This window comes from Mangrovibacillus cuniculi (assembly GCF_015482585.1).
Lineage (GTDB): Bacteria > Bacillota > Bacilli > Bacillales > R1DC41 > Mangrovibacillus > Mangrovibacillus cuniculi.
In genome coordinates, this window is record NZ_CP049742.1 from 2099918 (window position 1) to 2123954 (window position 24037).

Genomic DNA, 24037 nt, shown 5'->3' on the forward strand with positions numbered 1-24037 from the left:
TCCCCCTTTTCTAGTTACGTAACGGTTTCCCTTTAACAAGCATGTGTTGCATTCTTTGCTGTGATTTTTGCTTAGACACAAGTCGTAAGAATGCTGCTCTTTCGATATCTAGTAGATACTGCTCATCAACTTCCGTTCCAAACGGTACTTTACCTCCAGCAATTACATATGCTAGCTCTTTCGCTATTTCTAAATCATGGTCTGAAATATAACCAGAAAGGCGCATATTCTGAGCTCCTAAAAGTAACGTTGCATAACCTGTTTCTCCGACTACAGGAATTTTCTTTCTCAGTGGTGGCTGATATCCAGAAGCATCTAATGACAGTACACTTTGTTTTGCATCATATAATAGATGATCTTTGTTAACGCTTACAGAGTCACCTTTCTCAAGGAAGCCATTTTCTGCTCCTTCATGACCTGATGTGGACACTTTTGCCATTGCAACTGTTTCAAATACACTGTTTGCAATGTCTTGTAAATCTACTTTAATTCCTTCTGGCACACTGTTTAAGCGGTTAATATAAAGCTCTTTATTACCGCCTCCACCTGGAATTAACCCAACTCCTACTTCCACAAGACCCATATATGTTTCGTAAGACGCTTGAATTTTCGCTGCTGGTAAACAGATTTCCGTCCCACCACCAAGTGTCATACCAAATGGTGCAGCAACTACTGGACGCTTACTATATTTAATTTTCATCATTGCTTGTTGGAATTGTTTTACGACAAATTCAACTTCGAAATAGTTATCGTCTTGTGCTTCCATTAAAATCATTGCTAAGTTTGCACCAACACAGAAGTTCTTGCCTTCGTTTCCAATTACAAGCCCTTTGTAATTTTTTTCTACTTCCTCCACAGCAAAGTTGATCATTTGAATAATATCTAGCCCAATTGCATTATTCGGTGAATGGAATTCTAGAAGTGCTACTCCGTCACCCATATCTAGTAAACTAGCACCGCTATTCTTCTTGATAAGCTTACCTTGCTTTTTTAGTTCTGCAATGGAGATTTGTTTTTTATTCCCTTCTACTAGCTTCATTTCTCCGTTATGGTAAAAGAACTTGCCTTCTTCTCCATCTACATAGAATGACTGATAGCCTTTTGCCAGTAGCTCATGAACCCATTCTGGTACTTGATATCCGTCTTCTAATAATCGCTGAACGGTTTTTTCCACGCCTAGAGCATCCCACGTTTCAAAAGGTCCTAAATCCCAGCCAAAGCCCCACTTCATAGCATCATCAATTGCTTTAATATCATCTGCAATTTCAGAAGATAGTTGAGCAGAGTAAGATAAAACTGGAGCAAGTAGTTTCCAAATTAAGTGACCAGCTGGATCGTTAGAGTTAACAAGTGCTTTTAATTTTCTTCGAGTACCTTTTTCTTGCTTCGCTAACGCAAGACCAGGAGAAACGAATTTTTTTCTTGCCTCGTATTGAAGAGTTTCTGGATTAAGAGCCAGAATTTCTTTTCCTTCTTTCTTAAAGAAACCTTGACCACTCTTACTTCCTAACCAGCCATTTTCACGCATTTTGTGCATAAACATTGGGATAGAGAATACTTCTTTTTCTTCTCCTTCTACTTTTTCATACACGTTATTTGCTACGTGAATAAACGTATCAAGTCCCACTACATCAAGCGTTCTAAAAGTTGCACTTTTCGGTCTACCTAGTAAAGTTCCCGTTAAAGAATCGATTTCTCCCACAGATAGGTTGGACTCTAACATTTCTCTAACAGTTACTAACAATCCATACGTTCCAATACGGTTAGCAATGAAGTTTGGCGTATCTTTTGCTAGTACTACTCCTTTACCAAGTACATCTTCTCCAAACTCTTTCATAAACTCTACTACTTCAGGTGCTGTCTTAGAAGTAGGAATAACTTCTAAAAGTTTTAGGTAACGAGGAGGATTAAAGAAATGCGTTCCAAGGAATTTCGCTTGGAATTCTTCGCTTCTTCCTTCCTTCATTGCTTCAACTGAGATACCAGAAGTATTGGAGCTCACAATAGAACCAGGTTTACGATGTTTCTCGATCAAAGTAAACACTTGTTTCTTTACATCTAGATTTTCAACTACTACCTCAATAATCCAATCACAGTTTGATAATTCGGCTGCATTATCTTCTAAGTTTCCAGCAGTAATTAACTTAGCATTTTGCTTACGAGAAAGTGGAGCTGGTTTCTGTTTAAATAAAGCTTGAATGGAGTTATTCGCTAAACGATTTCGAACTAATTTATCTTCTAGGGTTAAACCTTTTTTCTTTTCTTCATCCGTTAGTTCTCTAGGAACGATATCTAACAGTAGCGTTGGAATTCCGATATTTGCTAAATGTGCTGCAATCCCAGATCCCATGACTCCAGAACCAATAACAGCAACTTGTTGGATGCGTTGTATCATTTCGTAAATCCCCCTTTAATGTACTTGAATGAACAATCATTCATTTTTACTTTAAAAAAATTTGACTTGGTTCATCGATATTTATATTCTAATAGATTTTCAGAAAAGTCGCAACGATTAAAATGCCGAATTAGTAAATTTTTTCTTGTTGGGAAGTCTAACAGTAAGGAGGTGAGTATTTTGGTAAAAAAACAAAAAAATCCAAGTAAAAAAGCTGTGAGTGCTGCAAGTGTAAAAGGAAACGCTGGCCCTGGTAACGAACCTAACGGTGGTGGCCGCGCTAAGAAGTAACGTACTTACTAAAAGTAGCTGGGAAGTTACTAAAAAGGTACATTCAAAAAAACGAGTGTACCTTTTTTATGTTGTTATTATTTTAAAATACTGCAGAATTCGTGTTTTTACAGAATAGCTCTTTGGGATTGGAGCGGAAGGGGGCGACTCCTACGGGAATGGTGGGTAGCTGAGACCCCACAGGAGCTTCAACGTGAAGATGCCGTGTCTAGCTGCAGGTGCGCAACCGCTCGGGAAAGTTCGAAAGCCCTCCGGTGGCTGAAGAGCTGCCTCCTCAGGCTTCAGAATTTTCCTGCCGCGGCTAAACGCGCGCCTTCCGCTTTTCGAATTGGACAGCGTCCCCCTGCAGCGGAAATCCCTGTGCAGTCACTTTTGGTTTTTGTCCCAGCCTCTTTAGTTTATTTACGAACCATTCCCTTTGCCACAAATGCCACGTTTGCTGGGCGCTCTGCTAGACGGCGCATGAAGTAACCGTACCAGTCTGTTCCGTATGGTACATAGACACGCATTTTATATCCTTCTTTTGAAAGCTCCAATTGACGCTCCACTCTAATTCCATAAAGCATTTGGAATTCAAATTGGTCTCGAGGAATATCGTGTTCTTCTACTAATCTCTTAGTATATTCAATCATCGCATCATCATGCGTCGCAATCGCTGTATAATGACCATTTAATAAGTGCATTTTGATAATGCGTTTAAAGTTTTCATCAACATCTACTTTATTTGGGAACGCAACAGTTGCCGGCTCTTTATAGGCTCCCTTTACCAGACGAAGGTTTGGTGCATACGAATCTAAATCATTCATATCTTCAACCGTTCTATATAAATAGGCTTGAATCACCGTTCCAATATTATCGTATTCCGATTTTAGCTTTTTAAATAGTTGAAGGGTTTTTTCGCAACGCTCATAGTCTTCCATATCAATAGTAACGAATACGCCTTCTTCTTTTGCAGCGTCTAAAATACGTTTCATATTTCTTACTACCAGTTCTTCCGACATATCTAATCCCATGGAAGTTGCTTTTAAGGAAAGTTGCGATTGCAGCTTTTCTCTACCAATGGCACGAATTGCTTCTATACATTGGTTAGTCATTTCATTTGCTTCTGCTTCATTATCCACAAATTCTCCAAGGTAATCTATCGTGACAACTAAACCTTTTTCATTTAGTTGTTTAATCGTGTTAACTGCTTGATCGATAGATTCCCCTGCTACAAATCGTCCAGCACCAAAGCGAAGACCATACTGTTTAGCCATCTTCGTTAGTGCTCTATTTTTGGAAAGGAACAAAAAGAAGTTTCTCATCGTCTGTTCCATCTCTACTCCCCCTAATTAAACAAATGATGTAAACGCTTTCTATCAGCTTAAAAAAAGAAGGACTTCCCTTCTTTCGAAACATGTAGAATATAGTCACATTTTATCAGTTTTTAATTCGTTTGAAAAGTGCATATAATGGGACCACTCAACACCCTAGCATAGGGCAGGTTTTACATTTTTTACTGTCTGGTAATTTACATTTCATGCAGCATGTTTGGCGCACACGATACATTTCACCAGAAGGAAATAATCGACTTTCCTCATCATGATAGAAAGCAAAAGATTTCATATGGCAGATTTGTTGCCATTCCTTTCGCCAATCTACTTGTTGTGGCATTTTCTTTGGTCCATCTTCTGTAAACAGCTTACGTAACGCAATATATACATTTTCAAGTAGTATTTTCTTAGACACTTTTGCTGTAGCAGAGAGCACCTCGACAAATGGTAAGATAAACTCCACCACTAACTTTCTAGCGGTCCATTCTTCTCTTACAGTATGCACAGGACAGTTTGTCACGTGTAGAGTAGGTACCCACTTATCACTATCCCACCTACTTGCAAAATATAGGTTAGCTTTTGGCAAGTTATAAAGTTTGTTGGTTAAAAAGTGCATGCTAATTGCCCATGAGAATACAGGCATAACTCTTTTTAGAAGTAAGGAAGCTGTCACTCGTATATTCGGTGCTTGCATCTCTTTCTTTAAACGTTGTAACTCTTCTCTCACTTTTTCTTTATTTGTCCAGTCAGTTAAATGCCATGCTGGTATATGGTCTTCTGGAAGTTGAAAACGAATGTTCTTTGGTTGTATTGGAGATAATTTGTCCATCATTTTCCACCTCTTTGCTTAAACAATAGATATATAAAATATGGTGCACCAACAGCCGCTGTAAAAACACCTGCTGGAACTTCTAAAGGAGCGATAACAGATCTTCCAACCCAGTCAGCTATTACAACTAGTGCAGCCCCAATAATGGCTGCCATAGGAATTAGTGCGCCATATTGTGATCCAACTAAACGGCGTGCTAAATGTGGTGCCATTAATCCTACAAATCCAATTCCGCCTGCAAATGCAACCGCACCACCCACTAACGCTGTACTCACTAGTAATAGAATAAAGCGTTGCCTTTGTACATTGGCTCCCATTGATGTAGCTACATCTTCTCCCATCTCATGTAAATTAATATGTCTAGATAAGTAGATACTGATAAGTAAAAACACTAGAATCCATGGGAGTAAAATGCCCACTTGTGACCAATTGGAGCCGTTTACCGAACCCGTAATCCAAATATTCGCTTGGCTCGCTCGATAAATTGGTCCCATTAGCATTAACAAGGTAGTTGTAGCATGTAAGAATAAGGACATTCCAATACCGATTAGCACTAGCTTTGTAGGCGAAATTCCTCCGTTCCAAGAGAACCAATACACTAGAACTAATGCGGATAATGCACCTAGGAATGCAGCTAAGGGTAACCAGTGAATAGATACCGTTAAAGAACCGTTTGAATCACTCAATAATGTTAAAAAACCAACAACGAATACACTTGCTCCGCCTGTTAGACCGATAATATCAGGTGAAGCTAATGGATTTCGTACAATTCCTTGTAGTAAAGCACCTGACACAGCTAGTCCAATTCCAACTAGAAGAGAAATTAGTATCCTTGGTAAACGGAAATCCATCACGACTAGCTGGTGCAATGTGTCCCCTTGTCCACCGAGTGCTAATACTATTTGCCACGGATTAATGAAGATCTCTCCGCTTCCTAGAGACAATAGTGTCACAACTAGTAAAACGAGAGCAGCAATACTAATCCTTTGTAAAGCTTTTCTATCTAACAGAATGGAGTACTCCTTTTTACCAACACGAACTGGTATATAGCGATTCATGATGAACGTACCCCTTTCCTTGCGATGTAAATAAATACTGGTGTACCAATTAGTGCAGTCATTACGCCTACTGGTATTTCTTGCGGCATAATAACATACCTGGATACGATATCAGACAGTAATAGAAGATTTGCTCCCAGTATTGCTGAGAAAGGTAACACTACTCGATGATCTGTTCCCACAAGTTTTCTAACCATGTTTGGTATGACTATTCCAATAAAGCCAATTGGACCAGCTACCGAAACAGCTCCTCCTGCCAATAAAATAACGATAAGTCCAATCATCACTTTCATAAACGTTGTTTTTAATCCTAACCCTGTAGCAACATCATCTCCCATTGCAAGTACGTTAAAGGAAGAGGCTAAGAACAACATGATTCCAAAACCAACAATCATATAAGGCAGTACAGCCCAAAGTAAATCAAGACTTCGACCTGATACGGAACCCGCTAACCAAAATAATACTTGCTCTAGTGCAGACTCATTTAATACAAGAAGACCTTGTGTCATAGAGCCGAACAAGGCAGACATAGCTGCACCAGCTAACACAAGCTGCATGGGTGTCAATCCTTTTCCATCCAAAGCTCCTAAACCAAAAACCGTCATCATGGCGATTGCAGCCCCTAAGAATGCAAACCAAACAAACGTTTGAAGAGACGTAAAAGAAAACACCGAAACTGCTAGAACGACTCCGAGTCCAGCACCAGCATTCACACCTAATATTTCAGGAGCCGATAATGGGTTTTTCGTTAATGTTTGCATTAAGACGCCTGATACAGCTAACGCCGCTCCAACAAATAATGCAATGACAGCTCGCGGAATACGGACGGATTGTATAACTAGATGTTCCGTAGAGTTAGTAAAATTCGTAAAAGATTGATATACGTCGAGAATAGTAATGGATTGATAACCAAGCACGACACTACCTAGAAATAATAAAAAGAGCATTACAATGGAAATACTAAATAATAACCAAAGTCTTATATGTGAAGACATCATACCTATATCCTTCCTGTTCATTACTTACTTAGTATTATACAGAAATTTATAGATAATGAAAATCGTTTTCATTTAAGTATTGACATAAGGTGACGGGTTTATTATGATGAATCTATTGAAAATGATTATCAATATTAAATGGGGGCATACAGATGAAAAAATCATTATTATTAGTTGTTATCGGTATTCTTGCTTTATTTGTAGCAGCTTGTGGATCGTCAAACAACGACACAACAGAAAAAGAACCAACAGGTGGAAATGAAAAAGAAACAACTACATATACAGTCAAACATGCAATGGGTGAAGCAACAATCGAAGGTACACCAGAAAAAGTGGTTATCCTTACAAACGAAGGAACGGAAGCACTTTTATCTATGGGTGTAATTCCTGTAGGTGCTGTTCAATCGTGGACAGGGGATCCTTGGTATGAGCACATTGCTGATCAAATGGAAGGCGTAGAAGTAGTTGGGACTGAAAGTGAAGTAAATGTGGAGGCAATCGCTGCTCTTCAACCTGATTTAATCATTGGTACAAAACTTCGCCAAGAAGCTATTTATGAGCAATTAAATAAGATCGCACCAACAGTTATGTCTGAAACACTTAAGGGTGACTGGCAAGAAAACTTTGCTCTTTATGCAGAAGCTTTAGGGAAAACTGCAGAGGGTGAAACAGTAATGGCAGACTATAATGCACGTGTTGAACAATTAAGTACTGACCTAGGCGACCATCTAACCAAAGAAATTTCAATGGTTCGTTTCTTAGCTGGTGATACTCGTATTTATCACAAGGATTCTTTCTCTGGTATTATCCTTGATCAACTTGGATTTGCTCGTCCAGATGGCCAAGATGTAGATGATTTCGCAGAAAAAGGCGTAACAAAGGAACGTGTTAGTGCAATGGATGGAGATGTTTTATTCTACTTCACGTACGAGACTGGTGACGGAGAAGGAGCCAAAATGGAAGAAGATTGGTTGAACGATCCTCTATTCCAAAACCTTGAAGTAGCGAAAGCTGGTAACGTGGTAGAAGTTAGTGATACCATTTGGAATACAGCTGGTGGTGTTTTAGCAGCTAACAAGATGTTAGATGATATTGAGGATTACTTCTTAAAATAAGATTTGACGGAACTGCACAGAATGTTTGTGAAAACAAACCACTCTGTGCAGTTTTTATTATGGATTTCCTTGCATTGTATACTTATATATCTTGTTATCGTGTGCTCTACTCCCTTCTTTCACCACTTTGACCACACGTTATTTACGTAACGTGTGCTCTACTCTCTTCTTTCACCACCTTGACCACACGTTATTCCCGTAACGTGTGCTCTACTCCCTTCTTTCACCACTTTGACCACACGTTATTCCCGTAACGTGTGCTCTACTCTCTTCTTTCACCACCTTGACCACACGTTATTCCCGTAACGTGTGCTCTACTCTCTTCTTTCACCACCTTGACCACACGTTATTCCCGTAACGTGTGCTCTACTCTCTTCTTTCACCACCTTGACCACACGTTATTCCCGTAACGTGTGCTCTACTCTCTTCTTTCACTATCTTGAACACTCGTTAATTCTTTTTCTCTCCCTTATAATTCTTGTCCCAACTATCATTTTCCAGTTCCCCACATAAAATCGGCATATTAGGTGAAAATACTGGTATGTCAGTGGAAGATTGGAGATTAAAGTATGTGGTGGAAATTCAAATCAGCAGAACAAAAGAAAAAAGAACTACTCGATAAGAAGCTCTCTTCTCATTTTGACTTTATCTCTTCTGGGTCTATTGACTATAAGCAAATATTTTTCACAAACAAACATGATCATAAAGAGTATGTACTTATTTTTATTAGTACGTTAATTGATGACACCATTCTTCAAAAAGACGTTTTACCTTATTTATATAGTGAACGGTTTACAACCTTAGAAAATATCAAACAAACAATACCAATTCCTGATATCGAATACACAAATGATGTAAAAGAATTAGAAAAAAAATTGTTTCATGGTTATGCACTTCTTAAAGAAAACAATACTACTTCACCACTCGTATTTATTTCAGCTCCACAACAAGTGGTGCGCTCTGTTACTCAACCAGAAATTGAATTTAGTGTAGTGGGGCCAAAAGAAGCTTTTGTAGAATCCATGGATAAGAATGTCAATTTAATCAGAAAGAGATTACCCATAAAAGAACTGACCGTAGAACAGTTTGAAGTTGGTTCACTTTCCCAAACTAGAATTTCCTTAGCTTATATAAAAGGGATTGCAAATGAAGAAAATGTGGAAACGTTTCGGCAACGTTTGAGGTCAATCGATTTTGACTTAATAACGGATAGCTCTTATGTTGAGCAGCTTCTAGCAGATAACGTCCATTCTATTTTCCCACAATTGTTAGATACGGAACGTCCCGATCGTGTTGTTGGAGTCCTGGCAGAAGGAAAAGTAGTAGCTATAGTAGATGGATCTCCTCATGCTTTAATTGGTCCAACGACACTAGTAGAATTCTTCAGCTCTTTTGATGACTACTACATGAATTGGTTTGTTTCTTCGTTCTTTCGAATGGTCCGATTGTTTGCTGTTGCCTTTTCTATTTTAATATCACCAATTTACGTAGCTGCTCTGACTTTTCATTATGAATTGATACCGAAAGATTTACTAGCGACGCTGATATCGTCAAGGCAGGATGTCCCTCTTCCTCCTTTATTAGAGGCGTTGTTTTTAGAGTTAACTATTGAACTACTTCGAGAAGCTGGCGCAAGATTGCCAACCAAAGTCGGTCAGACGATTGGTATCGTTGGTGGGATTGTAATTGGAACAGCTTCCGTTGAAGCAGGAATTACGAGTAACATTCTTTTAATCATTGTTGCTCTATCAGCACTAGCATCCTTTACTACGCCAATTTATAAAATTGGTAACACCATTCGTATCCTGCGATTCCCGTTTCTTTTCATGGCTGCGATTTGGGGATTACTTGGTATCGTTTTCTGTTTCTGTGTCTTATTAACGCACTTGTTACGATTAACTTCTTTAGGTAGACCATATTTAGAACCGCTATTTCCACCAAGATTATCTGATATGAAAGACGCCTTTATTCGCTTTCCATTTGGATTGCAATTTAAGCGACCTGGTTATTTACGGACAAAACAGCCTGTTCGTTTTGCACCTTCTGAAGGTAAAAAACGACTGGATATTGATGAATAAAGAAAGGTGGTGAAGTGGATGAAGAGTATCCCAGAAGCCAAAAAGATCTCTCCGTATCTAGCTTTTTTTCTCATACACTCTACTCAGGTGGGTGTTGGTGTTCTAGGATTTCAACGTATTGTTGCTAGTGAAGCTGGATATGACTCGTGGATATCCGTTATCGCTGCTGGGCTCTCCATACACTTTATCTATTTCTTTATGTATGGTCTTTTGCAAAAGGGTGGCGGCGATATCGTTGGTGCACACAGGACACTTTTTGGTAAATGGTTAGCCAAGCCATTAGATCTGTTCTTTGCAGTATATTTTATGTCTTTGTGTATGACCGCTTTACGGACGTACATAGAAGTTATTCAAGTATGGATGTTTCCTGAAATGAATGGTGTCATCTTTGGCGCAGCCTTTATGGTTTTAAGCGCATATGTAGTTAGTAGTGGCTTACGAACAGTGACAGGGATATCGTTCTTTGGCATGATACTTCCCTCTTATTTAATTCTCACGTTTTTTTTCACTATTCCCTTTGCTCAATATCGTAACTTTTTACCCCTTTTTGACCATAATCTAACCGAATTGATTAAAGCTAGTATAAGTATGTCTTTAACGTATCTCGGATATGAAATGCTATTAATGATTTACCCTTTTATAAAGAGACCCGAAGAATCAAAGAAATGGACTCATGGTGCGTTAGTAATAACAACGGGTCTTTACACTCTAACAGCACTAGTGACGTTTTCTTTTTTTAGTGAAGAACAACTTACCAAAACTGTTTGGGCTACGTTAAGTATTTGGAAGATAGTTCAATTACCTTTCGTAGAACGGTTTGAATATATTGGGATAGCTAACTGGTGTTTAATCATCTTACCTAATGTCTGTGTACCACTATGGTGTGCAAGTCGAATACTAAAGAGAAGTTTTCGTATGCGCCAAAGAACTGCTATGTGGTTTTTTGTCATCTTGATAGTTGGTTGCATACCACTTTTAGACTCACGTTTAGCGGTAAATACACTGAATGACGTAGTAGGAAAAATTGGTTTATATATAAATTACATCTATATCCCCCTTCTCTTTGCAGTCCTATTCATCAAAAGGAAGGTGTCCTCTCAAAATGAAAAAAAATAATTTACCTTTATTACTATTGCTATTTGTATTTTTAAGTGGTTGTGTAAAGCAAGAAGTAATAGATGAATTAAACGTAGAGAGTATTGCCGGATATGACGTTGGATCTAAGCCGGATAAAATTTTAGGCACAGTCTCCTTTCCTATTTATCAAGCAGACAAATCCGTTGAGAATATTGTTTTAAGTGATGAAGCTGTTTTAAGTCGTGAGCTTTTATCTAAACTTGATAAGCAATCGTCTCAACCGCTCGTTACCGGAAGCTTACGAGTCGTTTTATTTGGGGAGAAATTAGTGACACAAGGAATTTTACCCTTGGTAGACTCTTTACAACGAGATTCTAGTATTGGGTCAAGAATGTATCTAGCAATTGCAAAACCCGAAGCTGGAACTCTGTTGAAAGGAAAATATGGAAGAGGAGATAATGGTACGTACGTTAGTAATTTAATCTCGCACAATATGAATCAACGCGATGTACCCAAGTCTAACCTTCATGTGTTCCTTAGAGACTATTACCAAAGAGGAAAAACCCCGTTCTTACCAATTCTCACACAAGTTGGTGATGGTCAACTAGAAATATCAGAAATCGGTTTGCTGGATGCTGATAAACTAGTAGATACTATTCCCTTAGAAGATATGTTCTTTTTTAAAGTAATGGTTGATCAGTTTTCTGAAGGGTCTCAGTTAGTAGAAATTGAAGAAGGCGAAGCAACGGTAAGAAGTATTAATTCACGGTATAAATTTACATATGATCAAAAAAAGAGTAATGAGTTTAAAATTGATATTACGTTAAGAGGCATTATTAGAGAGTATTCTGGTAAGTTACTAACCCAAAAAGAGATTGAGAAACTTGAAAAAAACTTAAACGATATGATTCATGAAAAGTGTACAAAACTAGTCAATAAATTCTTGGAATTAAACATTGATCCTCTAGGATTAGGATATTACGCTAAGACAAGCTCACGAGGTTTTGATTGGAAGGAGTGGGAAGATAATTATCAAAATTTAACTATTTCTGTTTCTGTTGATGGTAAAATCATTGAAGCTGGTACAATCGAATAATGAATGTTTACGTGAGCATGTACTACAATTTGTAGCAATAAATGCGTTGTTAATCGTTAGTTGAGGAGATTCAGTTAAGAGCAGGCCACATCACGTGGCCCTTCTTGAATTGTTAATGCTCACGTAACAAAAAACAGCAGTCATCAAAACTGCTGTTTTCTTATGCAAACATATACTTTTTATAATGATATCGGATGGATAAGATAAGTCCAATTGCCATCATGTTAGCTAACAACGAACTACCTCCGTAACTTATAAACGGTAATGGGATACCTGTAATAGGAAGCACGCCAATCGTCATACCAACATTTTGGACAACATGAAATGTTAGCATAGAGATCACACCAGCACAAATATATCCATAGAACTCATTGTTATTTTGTAACGCAGCTTTTGTTACGTGATAAATTAGCATAAAAAATAAAGAAATTAGTATACTAGCGCCAATAAAGCCAAACGTTTCTCCTACAATAGCAAAGATAAAGTCTGAATGGGCTTCTGGAAGGTAAACTTCCCGGTTACCCAATCCTTTTCCACCAGTCTCTCCAGAACCTATTGCTAAGAAAGACCTAGTGAGCTGATAACTATCTCCACTCGGATTGTTATAAGGGTCTAGCCAAGAGTAAATTCTTCGCAATTGATACGGTTGAACACCAAAGTATTTTTCTAACCATTCGGGATGGACTAATACTGCATAAAAAATCGCAGAAATAAGTACAATCGCTCCCGAGAACAAAGGGACAAGTATTTTCCAAGTAATGCCCCCACTACAATTAACCCTAAGAGAATCGAAATAATTACTAAAGCCGTTCCTAAATCTGGTTGCGTCATAATTAAAGCTAGTGGAACAGCTGTAATCCCTCCTAGCTTAATCATCAACCACAAATCCGTTTTCACTGTTTTTCTAATAAATTTTTCATGATGCTCTACAATTAATTTTGAAAGGACAATTATTAGGAAGATCTTCATAAACTCGGATGGCTGTACAGAACCTGCTCCAGGGATAACATACCAAGCTTGTGCTCCATTTATGTAAGGAGTAAAGTTCGTTATGGGAGCAACTGCTAGCCCGAATAATAGAATAATACCTACCGCATATAAATACCAAGATAACTTTTTTAGCTGGTCTGAATCAAATCGCATAACAAATGCAGCAGCAATTGTTCCGATTACATACCATTGAATCTGTTTAAAAACAAAGTTGCTACTATATTGTTTAAATGCTCCAGATTCTGCTGCATATATAGAAACACAACTGAAGATTGCCATTAATAAAACGGTTAAAATAACCCCATAATCTACTTTTGAACTTGTCTTGGAGTAAGACGACACGTAGCTCACCCTTTTCTTTTGTCACTATCCGTCATTATATCATGAAAAATTCATTCTTAGCATGAGAAAAGGGGGCCATTGTTAAAATTCATGTCTTATGACTTATCTTTACTAAAGTGTTACAATCCATCCAGCCACTGCTGTTAATAATACTACTAACCAAGCTGGTACTTTCCACGATTGAAGAGCAACATAGGCTACGATGACGATAACAAAATCCCAAACTTCTATGACAGAACTTGTAAATATCGGGTCATATAATGCAGCCAACAGAATTCCGACAACTGCTGCATTAACGCCCATTAAAGCTGCAGTAAAGGTTGGCTTTTTACGAATAGAATTCCAAAATGGTAAGACGCCAATTATTAATAAGAAAGATGGTAAGAACATAGCAGCGGTTGCTAAAAGAGCTCCAGGAATCCCTTCCATGATAGCTCCAAGATAACTAGATAGCGTAAATAAAGGACCAGGAACAGCTTGAGCAGCACCGTACCCCGCTAAGAAAGTGGAGTCACTCATCCATCCTACAGGTACCACTTCTCTCTCTAACATTGGTAAGACTACATGCCCTCCACCAAAAACAATCGATCCTACTCGGTAAAACGTATCAAATATCGCTACATACACAGAGTCAAAAACAGTTCGTAGAATAGGTAGTATTACCAATAGCGCAAAGAAAATCGTTAATGCTATCACTCCAGTAGACTTCTTAATAGATAGGGCTAAATCTACTCCCTCTTGCACCTTTTGATTTCGATATAATGCAAAACCAATGACACCTGCAACAACGATGATTCCAATTTGCCCTATAGCAGATGGTATTAACAATGTGGTAATTGCCGCGAGAGCAGCTATCGTCATTCTTTCACGATCTGGAGCTAGGTTTTTCCCCATTCCCACAAGTGCTTGAGCTACTACAGCTACTGCAACTAACTTTAATCCATGAATGATTCCATCTACATTCACTCCACTTCCTTGTACAAACAGAGCAAATAGCATAAGTGCAATAACGGAAGGCATAGTAAAACCAAACCAAGATAAGAATCCGCCAAGAAGTCCTCCGCGTACCATTCCAATAGCAATGCCTACTTGGCTACTAGCAGGACCTGGTAAAAACTGACACAGCGCAATGATGTCTGCGTATGCTTTCTCGTCCATCCAATTACGCTTTTCAATATATTCATTTCGAAAATACGCTAAATGTGCAACTGGTCCTCCGAATGATGTAAAACCTAGCTTAGTGGATGCACTTATTATTTCTTTATAGTTCTTCCAACGACTCATTTCTTCACACTCCATAAGTAAAATTCCCTATAATCATAAAGGAACAGACGATGGTTGAAAACCTTTCAAATGCTAATTTACAAAGATGTAAACACAAAAATTCTGTTTCTTCCTATTTAATAATATTTACTAAAAAAACTTTCCCACTCTTTTCTCTAAACAGAAGATTTGCTTCCCTTCTTCTCATTCAGTACAATACAGATATTAGCAAATCCAACTAGGGGGTTTTTCCATGAAACCAATTAATACAGAAGAAAACTACAGAAGTACAATTGAACAAGATCAACCTGTTATCATTAAATTCCATGCAGACTGGTGTCCTGATTGCCGAAGAATGGATATGTTCATTGATGATATTATGGCTGACTACAATCAATATCAATGGTTTGATATTAACCGTGATGAATTACCTTCCATAGCAGAGGAACAACAAGTGATGGGTATCCCGAGCTTATTAGTGTTCAAAAACGGAGAAAAACTAGCGCATCTTCATAGTGCAAATGCGAAGACTCCTGAACAAGTTCGTGAGTTTCTTTCTTCTTTATAGGACGAAAGAGGCTTTTACAAAATTAAAGATCACGTCGAAAAGGTACATTCGTTTTTTGAATGTACCTTTTTAGCTTGGATTCCAGCCTCTTCTCTATGTAATAAAAATGTGAAAATTCTCCCTTTTACCTCCATATATTACTAATAAAGTATTTTTTTTAATACTTTTTATCTATATCCAGATCTCATATTTTGGATTCTGACTCGTAAAAAAAGAAAAAACGTCTGAAACCATCAGAAAGACGCATGCCTTTCCTACTTATTGTCACATTCTTTCATTCCACATACATTAATAGATAGAAAGAGATAAAGAAAGGTAGGAATACTATGAAGAAACTATTAGCAGCACTTAGCACGACCATTTTATTAGCCATTCCAACTATTGGACATGCTTCTACGAATTTTTCTGATGTCCCTTCTTCTTTTTGGGCAAAAGAAGAAATAACTCGTTTAGCGGAAGCCGACGTCATCTCTGGTTTTCCAGATGGAACATTTAAACCAAGTCTGTCTGTTACAAGAGAACAAGCAACCCTATTGTTAGGTAGAACACTAAAGCTATCCAAAACACCTAGTGGTTCTGTATCGTTTTTAGATGTAAACAAAAATACGGAAGCATATGCCTACTTAACACAGTTTGTTCAATCGGGAGTTTTTGTTGATAGCACTAGTTTTCGACCTAAAAGCCCATTAACTAGAGCGGAGATGGCGAAAATTTTAACCACTTCTTTCTCAATGAAAGGAACAGCCTCTCTACCATTCACAGATGTACCAAAAGGATATTGGGCTGAAACGCATATCAAGCAATTAGTAGCAAATAACATCACGGCTGGGACAACCTCAACTACTTACTCTCCTGGAAGTTCTGTGACGAGAGCACAACTAAGTGCATTTATTGATCGTGCACTAGGTAACTCTTCTGCTCCAGCGGTCTCTGAAAATGAAAAGTTTGCTGCTGAAGTACTATCTCTAGTAAATCAAGAAAGAAGTAAAGCTGGGTTAAAAATATTAGAGTTGGACACTGCTGTTGCTTCTGTTGCTACAAAAAAATCAGAAGATATGAGAGACAACAACTATTTCAGTCACACTTCCCCAACTTACGGAAGTCCATTTGATATGTTAAATCAGTTCGGCATATCGTATCGTGCAGCAGGTGAAAACATTGCCGCAGGACAACGAACTCCAGAAGAAGTAATGAAAGCGTGGATGAACAGCCCTGGTCATAAAGCGAACATCCTTTCATCAAACTACACTCATTTAGGTGTAGGAGTTGCAAAAGGTGGATCTTACGGGATGTACTGGACGCAGATGTTTATTGGGAAGTAAGAAAAGCGTAAGGCGCGCGTTTAGATGCGGCAGTAAACTTCGGAAGACCGAGTTGGCAGCTCTTCAGCCAACGGAGGGCTTTCGGAGTTTACCGAGCATCTGCGCACCTGTAGCTAGACATCAAGAAAAGCGTAAGGCGCGCGTTTAGCTTTAAAGTACTCCCTTTTAAAAGAGATAAAATAACAGGTCTTTCCTCTTTGAAGGAGAGCCTGTTTTTTTGTTTAAAAAGATTTGTATTTACTATAACTCTGCAGAAATCACGCTATATATACCATTGGGAGGGATTGGAGCGGAAGGGGGCGACTCCTACGGGAAAGGTGGGTAGCTGAGACCCCACAGGAGTTAGGAGCGACAGCGACCACGACGAGGAGGCTCAGCTGCCCGCCCCGTGGAAAGCGTCCCCCTGCAGCGGAAATCCCCTGCAGTCATTTAAGCCTCGTTTTTTGATATACATACGCCTTTTTACACATATAAAAGTCACATAAAACTCTATTTGTAACACCTATCCTACTTTCGTAACGCATCTGAAAGACTGTAATGAAACTGTATTATAAGAATGTTTTTTCCTCTTTTACCCTCTAATTCATACATTGTCCACTTATCTAAACAAAAAGTCTTACCAAAACAAATAAATCTACTACATATAACCAAATTATCTATCAAATAATTCCATAATTTGCGTATCATATAAGCCTTTTGTCACCTGTTGCAAGATTGCTAGATTCTTTATAAGCTAGTCTCGTACCACAGCAAAACAAACACGAAAGGATGATTTCTTTTATGAAGAAGTACGCAATCGCGTTAGGAACTACATTAATGTTAGCTGTACCAACTATTGGACAAGCAGATGCAAATACTGCTGATGTGCAAGTGAAAGTTCAGAAACTAAATTCTTTAAATATAGAAAGCATTTTATCTGATATTCAAAACGGAACATTCTCTTTAGATAAAAACTTATCTCAAGAACAAATCAACAATTTATTAAAACAAGCTCTTCAAGGTGCGAACGGACACACTCAAATGACTCCAGCGCCTGAACAAAAGCCAGCTCCAGAGGCACCTAAACAGGAAGCACCTAAAGCTGAAGCACCTGCTCCTGCTCCAGCACCTGAGAAAGTAGAAGCTCCTGCTCCAGCACAACCTAAGGAAGAAGTAAAAGAGGAGGCTCCTGCTCCAAAGCAAGAAGCACAATCTTCTGAAGATAAGCAATTTGCAGCGCAAGTTCTAGACTTAGTAAACCAAGAACGTCAAAAAGCTGGATTACAACCAGTTCAATTAGATGAGCAAGTAGCATCTGTTGCAACGAAGAAGTCGGAAGATATGCGTGACAACAACTACTTCAGCCATACTTCACCAACTTACGGAAGCCCGTTTGACATGCTAAAGCAATTTGGTGTGAATTATAATAGTGCAGGTGAAAACATCGCAGCTGGTCAACGTACTCCTGAAGAAGTAATGAAAGCTTGGATGGAAAGCCCAGGTCACAAAGCAAACATCCTATCTTCTAACTTTACTCACCTTGGTGTAGGTGTAGCGAAAGGTGGATCTTACGGAGTATACTGGACTCAAATGTTTATCGGTAAATAATTGACACTTTCCAAAGCTTAGAGGATTTCCTCTAAGCTTTTTTGTATGTAATTGATCTCTCAACATCCCTTTGCTCAGCTCGCGAAGAGACCCTAATCACTCCTATGTTCTTTTTACATCCCTCGATGTAACTCATTCATGGACTACACAAGACGTTTGATCACTGTTTACCCTTTTTATCCCTAAACAAAGGAGACTCCTCTAAAAGCAAGCCACACCACGTGGCTAACGATGAGTTGTTACTGGTCACGTAACAAAAAAGAGCCTCTGCAAGCAATGAACACTGCTTACAGAGACTCTTACTTTATATTAGTGACGCGTACCCATAACACTTTCTGCTAAGTTTACTGCATGGTCACCAATACGCTCTAAGTTACTCACGATATCTACGAAAATAACACCTGCGTCACCAGAACAAACCCCTTCATTTAAGCGCACAATATGTTTCTTACGTAAAACACGTTCCATGTTATCTATCTTCTCTTCGTTAGCTAAAACTTGTTCTGCTAAACGAACGTCTTTTGTATCTAAAGCTTTTGTTGCATTTTTAAGTGTGGCAATCGTTAATTCCATCATTTCTGTTAACTCGCTTAAAGCTTGTTCAGATAGAGAGACTCGGTTATTAATACGGAAGTCAATCAACTCTACAATATTCTCCATATGGTCACCTACACGCTCTAAATCGCGTACTGAATCCATTAGGTTAGCATGAAGTGTTCTTTCTTCTTCTGACAATGACTTACCTGATAGTTGCACTAAATAAGCAGTTATTTTTCTATCTAAGTTATTAAGCGCATCTTCTGTTTGTAAAGCTATGTCAGCATGTTTCTTTTTGTTCGTGTGAATAAAGCTATTTGCTTCTTCTAAACCTTTTAAAGATAATGTCGCCATGCGGACTACTTCTTCTTTTGCTTGTCCTAAAGCAACAGAAGGTGATGTTTCAATGAAAACAGGATTTAAATGCTTAGGAGCATATTCAATAGCCGAATCTTCTCCGCGAATCAACTTTGTCACAATCCATGCTAAAACAGCAATGAATGGGAACTGGATTATTGTGTTTGCGATGTTAAATGTTCCGTGTGCAAATGCAATGGTCATAGCAGGTTCTAATTCTAACTTGTCTTGTAAAAATGAAATAAATGTTGTAAACGGAATTAATAAAAGTAAGAAAATAGCTGTACCAATTAAGTTAAACGTAACATGGACAGCTGCTGCTCTTCTTGCTGCAACAGAAGTACCAATTGCTGCTAGAACTGCAGTAATCGTTGTACCAATGTTATCTCCAAATAGTACTGGTAATGCCGCATCTAAGCTCATAGCATCTTGCGCGAATAATTCCTGAAGAATACCAATTGTAGCGGAAGAACTTTGTACAATTACAGTGAAAACTGTTCCGATAATTACCCCTAGAATTGGATTATCACTCATTTGTACTGTTAATTCTTTAAAGGCTTCCAAAGAGCGTAATGGCTTCATTCCATCACTCATAAGCGAAAGACCTAAGAATAATGCACCGAATCCAAATACAACTTGTCCTAAGTGATAAATTTTCTTCGATTTAAAGAAGAATAACAAGATTGCTCCAGCACCAATGATCGGTAAAGCATAGTCAGAAATCTTAATACCGATGATAAATGCTGTAACCGTTGTTCCAATGTTCGCACCCATGATTACCCCAATCGCTTGGCGGAACGTCATAAACCCGGCATTTACTAAACCTACAGTTAAGGCTGTTGTACCAGAACTAGATTGAATAAGAATTGTAACTAAGATACCTGATAGAACACCCATAAACGGGTTAGAAGTCGATTTTTCTAAAATCTCACGTAAACGATCACCTGCAGCATTTTGCAAGCCATCTCCCATATACTTTATTCCAAAAAGGAAGATCCCTAGTCCTCCAATAAATTGGAAGATCATCTCTTGGACATTATAATCCATTTTCCCACTCCTAATTCGACATATTTTGCGCACACCTCCGCAATTGTAAATAATTATTGAAGCATTTGTAAACCCAATTTACGATAAATTTACATAAAATTAATATTAGGAAACAGTGTAACTGGTGAATTCGATTCAGAGGGAGTTTTTTTGTGTAACATTATGCACATTTTTTGGAGACTCAACTAAATTCAGGTCACATCACGTGGCCACCGTTGAGTTGTTACTGTTCACGTAACAAAAAAACCTTCTCCGATAAGAGAAGGTTTTCGTATTAAGGTCGAATATATTCTACGCCAGAACCAGGACCGATCGGCAGACCAGTTGCCATCCAGATAAATAGCATCAGTACCCAGAAAATTGTAAAGGCAATAGAGTATGGAAGCATAACAGAAATAAGTGTACCTATTCCCACTTTCTTGTCATACTTTTGTGCAAATGCGATAACAATTGCGAAGTATGGCATTAATGGTGAGATGATATTAGTTGTAGAATCTGAAATACGGTATACCAATTGTGTTAACTCCGGTGAATATCCAGAAGACATCATTAAAGGAACGAATACTGGAGCCATAATAGCCCATTTTGCTGATGCACTACCAATAAACAAGTTGATCAATCCAGTTACCACGATAAAAGTAAGTATTAACGGGAAACCGTTAAATCCAGTTGCATCAATAAATTCAGCACCTTTAACAGCTAATACTGTTCCAAGTTTTGATTCTGCAAAGTATGCTACGAATTGTGCAGCTACGAAAGCTAAAACAAGGTATGATCCCATTGTAGCCATTGTATCTGACAACTGATTAGCAACATCTTTATCGTTCTTAATAGACTTTGTAATTAGTCCATAAACAAGACCTGGAATAAAGAATGTAAGTAAAATTACTGGTACTAGAACATGCATAAATGGAGTATTAACAAAGCTTTCTTCTCCTGCACGTAGAGGTCCCCAAGAAGGAACTACAAGTAATGCTAGTCCAACAAGTGTTAAAGCCATTGTAGCAAATGCTGCCCAAAGGCCACGCTTTTCTTCTGGACGCAAGTAATCTACTTCTTCTTTATGTGTACCTTCGTATTTATCTAAACGAGGTTCCACAATAAAGTCAGTAACTAATGTACCAATGATCGTAATTAAGAATACAGATGCGATCATGAAATAGTAGTTCATCGCATAGTTAATTGTTTCTGCATAAGCAGGATCAAAAATTTTCGTTGCTTCTACTGTTAAACCACCAAGTAATGGGTCAAGAGAAGTTAACAGTAAGTTTGCAGAGAATCCCCCAGATACCCCTGCGAATGCCGCTGCTAAACCTGCTAGCGGGTGGCGTCCAAGACCTGCAAATAGTACTGCTCCTAGTGGTGTTAATACTACATAACCAGCATCTGCAGCCATACTAGACATTACCCCACCAAATACAAGAGCGGCAGTAATAAGCTGACGAGGCACAGATGTAACTAGTCCACGAAGTGCTGCACTTATTAACCCTGAACGTTCTGCAATTCCGATACCTAACATCGTTACAAGAACTGTTCCTAATGGAGCAAAGCCTGTAAAGTTCGTTACAGCACTTTCGAATAAGTATAGTATACCTTCTGAACTTAATAGGTTTTTGACTGCGATCGTCTCACCTTCATTAATTGGGTCTGCAACTGTGACACCAAGAGATGAAAAGACGGCAGACAAAATCACTACTAATAAAGCAAAGCCTGCGAATAATGTTACTGGATCTGGTAATTTGTTACCAACTCGTTCAATGACATTCAAGAAGCCATTAACGAATCCAGATTTCTTTTGTGTCTCTTCCATATCTGACAACCTTTCTTGTGTGGAAATTTTCAAACAATTAACTAAAATGACTTTTAAATTATAAATAATCTTGTCGAATTTTGAAAGGGTATTTTCCAAATTCTAAATTATTTGAAATATATAGTGGCCAATTTTGTTACCTACGCAATATTTTAACCATTTTTAGGGTTATTTATATGTATTTAGGAGGGTATCAACCAATACTATTTACTTTAACATCGACATAGACATGCGCTTGGTTACAATACACTACATCACCTTGAGACCTTAGAGTTTTTCTTATTAAAATATCAAAAAACCAGCATCGCCAATTCGAATGCTGGTTCCCTACCTCTTATGAACCTGTCTTTCTAGTAGCATTAGGAAGTAAACAACGTCCTCTACCATATGGTATGCATAAAGGCGTTCCAAATAGTGGATCACTTGTTACTTGACAGTCCATGTCAAACACAGCTCTTACCATCTCACAACTAATCACGGACTCCGGTGTACCTTGTGAGTATACCGCTCCATCTTTAATGGCAACCAGGTTATGTGCATAACGGCAGGCTAAATTCAAATCATGGAGTACCATCACAATGGTTCTACCTTCTTTTTCGTTCAGTTCAAAGAGTAAGTCTAATATTTCAATTTGGTGAGTCATATCCAAGTAAGTTGTCGGCTCATCCAAAAGAATAATATCTGTATCTTGTGCAAGCGTCATGGCAATCCAAGCTCGCTGTCTTTGGCCACCTGATAATTCATCTACGGATCGATCTCTAAACTCTAACATGTTAGTAGAGTCTAGCGCTTCCAAGACTTTCGCTTCGTCTTTTTTCGTCCATTGTTTAATCCAAGATTGATGAGGATATCGACCTTGTTTCACTAGTTGATAAACAGTAAGTCCCTCTGGAGCTACTGGAGTCTGAGGTAAAATAGCCATTTTTCTAGCAATCTCTTTTGTTGATAAACTAGATATCTGCTTTCCTTCTAATAATACTGAACCATTATGAGGCTTTAATAACCTAGCTACAGATCGAAGGAGCGTCGACTTGCCACAACCATTACCACCAATGAACACAGTAATTTCACCTTTTGGTATTTCAATAGTTAAATCATCGATGATCACTCTTTCTCCATACCCTAGTGAAAGATTATTTGTTGCAATCGGTTGCTTCATGGTGGGCTCCTCCTTTATGTATTGTTAGTTCTCTAACAACTACATTATTCATGCGTCTATACTCATATGATAAATGATAACGGTTTTCATTGTCAAATAAAGAAATGCGCAAGGCGCGCGTTTAGATGCGGCAGAAAACTTGGATGGACCGAGGGCTTGTGCGTGACGTACTGTCTTCTGCGTTGGTGACGTGATGTCACCGGTTCTTAGTAGAAGGTCCACTTCAGCCACCACAGGCTTTCAAACTTTTCAGAGCGGTTGCCCACCTGGAGCTAGACACCACCTCAAGAGAACTAGACTGGCATCAAGCTTAAAAATCCTCTACCCACACTCTCCGACGGTCCTCAAATTGAAGGAATTTCCTTTTTCACGACCTACTCAAGCTTCTGACGGTCCTCAAATCGAAGAGATCTCCTTTTTCACGACCTTCTCCCGCTTCTGACGGTCCTCAAATCCAAGGAGTCTCCTCTTTTACGACTTTCTCCCGCTTCTGACGGTCCTCAAATCGAAGGGATCTCCTTTTTAACGACCTTCTCCCGCTTCTGACGGTCCTCAAATCCAAGGGATCTCCTCTTTCACGACCTTCTCCCGCTTCTGACGGTCCTCAAATCCAAGGGATCTCCTCTTTCACGACCTTCTCCCGCTTCTGACGGTCCTCAAATCGAAGGAATCTCTTTTCTCACGTCCTACTCCCTAAATTTGGAGGACTATCAAAACGTTAAAGTTGCTAGATAGTTGCCAAGTACACTACTATCCACCCTATTGATCAAACGTTTGTTTAATTTCTTTGTCGATTAATGGATGC

The 24037-nt window shown here is 38.6% G+C and carries 17 protein-coding genes and 1 pseudogene; 8 read left to right on the plus strand and 10 right to left on the minus strand.

The window, feature by feature from the left end:
• Positions 1–10 precede the first annotated feature (10 nt).
• Positions 11–2392, minus strand: a complete 2382-nt coding sequence (locus G8O30_RS10880) for a 3-hydroxyacyl-CoA dehydrogenase/enoyl-CoA hydratase family protein (RefSeq protein WP_239674545.1) — start codon at positions 2390–2392, stop codon at positions 11–13.
• Positions 2393–2575: 183 nt separating this feature from the next.
• On the opposite strand from G8O30_RS10880, the gene G8O30_RS10885 reads away from it, so the two are divergent.
• Positions 2576–2686 carry a YuzL family protein gene (locus G8O30_RS10885; protein ID WP_239672084.1) on the plus strand — a complete coding sequence of 37 codons (111 nt, stop codon included), beginning with the start codon at positions 2576–2578 and terminating at the stop codon, positions 2684–2686.
• Positions 2687–3084: 398 nt separating this feature from the next.
• Here G8O30_RS10885 and G8O30_RS10890 read toward each other — a convergent pair whose 3' ends face one another.
• The 4 genes from G8O30_RS10890 to G8O30_RS10905 form a co-directional block, all read right to left on the minus strand.
• Entirely contained in the window at positions 3085–4002 is a 918-nt protein-coding gene (locus G8O30_RS10890) for a proline dehydrogenase family protein (RefSeq protein ID WP_239672085.1), read from the minus strand.
• Positions 4003–4147: 145 nt separating this feature from the next.
• On the minus strand, positions 4148–4831 hold the full coding sequence (locus G8O30_RS10895) for a hypothetical protein (RefSeq protein ID WP_239672086.1): 684 nt from the start codon (positions 4829–4831) through the stop codon (positions 4148–4150).
• Positions 4828–5886, minus strand: a complete 1059-nt coding sequence (locus G8O30_RS10900; RefSeq protein ID WP_239672087.1) for a FecCD family ABC transporter permease — start codon at positions 5884–5886, stop codon at positions 4828–4830. The genes G8O30_RS10895 and G8O30_RS10900 overlap by 4 nt, the downstream gene beginning before the upstream one ends.
• Positions 5883–6884, minus strand: coding sequence for a FecCD family ABC transporter permease (locus tag G8O30_RS10905; RefSeq protein ID WP_239672088.1), 1002 nt, complete (start codon positions 6882–6884; stop codon positions 5883–5885). Before G8O30_RS10905 ends, G8O30_RS10900 begins: the two co-directional genes overlap by 4 nt.
• Positions 6885–7036: 152 nt before the next feature.
• Between G8O30_RS10905 and G8O30_RS10910 the strand changes: the two genes are divergently transcribed.
• The 4 genes from G8O30_RS10910 to G8O30_RS10925 all read left to right on the plus strand — a co-directional run bounded on the left by G8O30_RS10910 (position 7037) and on the right by G8O30_RS10925 (position 12250).
• Positions 7037–7999 carry an ABC transporter substrate-binding protein gene (locus tag G8O30_RS10910; RefSeq protein ID WP_239672089.1) on the plus strand — a complete coding sequence of 321 codons (963 nt, stop codon included), beginning with the start codon at positions 7037–7039 and terminating at the stop codon, positions 7997–7999.
• Between the two features lie 569 nt (positions 8000–8568).
• Positions 8569–10077, plus strand: a complete 1509-nt coding sequence (locus G8O30_RS10915; RefSeq protein ID WP_239672090.1) for a spore germination protein — start codon at positions 8569–8571, stop codon at positions 10075–10077.
• A gap of 18 nt (positions 10078–10095) precedes the next feature.
• Positions 10096–11193, plus strand: coding sequence for a GerAB/ArcD/ProY family transporter (locus G8O30_RS10920; protein ID WP_239672091.1), 1098 nt, complete (start codon positions 10096–10098; stop codon positions 11191–11193).
• Entirely contained in the window at positions 11180–12250 is a 1071-nt protein-coding gene (locus G8O30_RS10925; protein ID WP_239672092.1) for a Ger(x)C family spore germination protein, read from the plus strand. Before G8O30_RS10920 ends, G8O30_RS10925 begins: the two co-directional genes overlap by 14 nt.
• A gap of 160 nt (positions 12251–12410) precedes the next feature.
• On the opposite strand, the pseudogene G8O30_RS16285 reads toward G8O30_RS10925, so the two are convergent.
• Positions 12411–13519: pseudogene (locus G8O30_RS16285) on the minus strand (FtsW/RodA/SpoVE family cell cycle protein).
• Positions 13520–13693: 174 nt separating this feature from the next.
• On the minus strand, positions 13694–14866 hold the full coding sequence (chrA, locus tag G8O30_RS10935; RefSeq protein ID WP_239672093.1) for a chromate efflux transporter: 1173 nt from the start codon (positions 14864–14866) through the stop codon (positions 13694–13696).
• Positions 14867–15098: 232 nt separating this feature from the next.
• Here chrA and G8O30_RS10940 point away from each other — a divergent pair, with 232 nt between their 5' ends.
• The 3 genes from G8O30_RS10940 (at position 15099) to G8O30_RS10950 (ending at position 18322) form a co-directional block, all read left to right on the plus strand.
• Entirely contained in the window at positions 15099–15413 is a 315-nt protein-coding gene (locus G8O30_RS10940; protein ID WP_239672094.1) for a thioredoxin family protein, read from the plus strand.
• Between the two features lie 326 nt (positions 15414–15739).
• Positions 15740–16735 (plus strand): S-layer homology domain-containing protein, encoded by a 996-nt coding sequence (locus tag G8O30_RS16290; RefSeq protein WP_239672095.1) that lies wholly within the window; start codon positions 15740–15742, stop codon positions 16733–16735.
• 780 nt (positions 16736–17515) lie between these two features.
• Positions 17516–18322, plus strand: a complete 807-nt coding sequence (locus G8O30_RS10950; RefSeq protein ID WP_239672096.1) for a CAP domain-containing protein — start codon at positions 17516–17518, stop codon at positions 18320–18322.
• A gap of 309 nt (positions 18323–18631) precedes the next feature.
• Here the strand turns inward: G8O30_RS10950 and G8O30_RS10955 are convergent, their stop codons facing one another.
• The 3 genes from G8O30_RS10955 to G8O30_RS10965 form a co-directional block, all read right to left on the minus strand.
• A complete protein-coding gene (locus G8O30_RS10955) occupies positions 18632–20263 on the minus strand; it encodes a Na/Pi cotransporter family protein (protein ID WP_239672097.1) in 1632 nt (543 codons plus the stop codon).
• Positions 20264–20537: 274 nt separating this feature from the next.
• Positions 20538–22073, minus strand: coding sequence for an AbgT family transporter (locus G8O30_RS10960; RefSeq protein WP_239672098.1), 1536 nt, complete (start codon positions 22071–22073; stop codon positions 20538–20540).
• Positions 22074–22407: 334 nt separating this feature from the next.
• The gene (locus G8O30_RS10965) at positions 22408–23232 is read right to left on the minus strand and encodes an ABC transporter ATP-binding protein (protein WP_239672099.1); all 825 of its coding nucleotides are present in this window, start codon (positions 23230–23232) and stop codon (positions 22408–22410) included.
• Between the last annotated feature and the right edge of the window lie 805 nt (positions 23233–24037).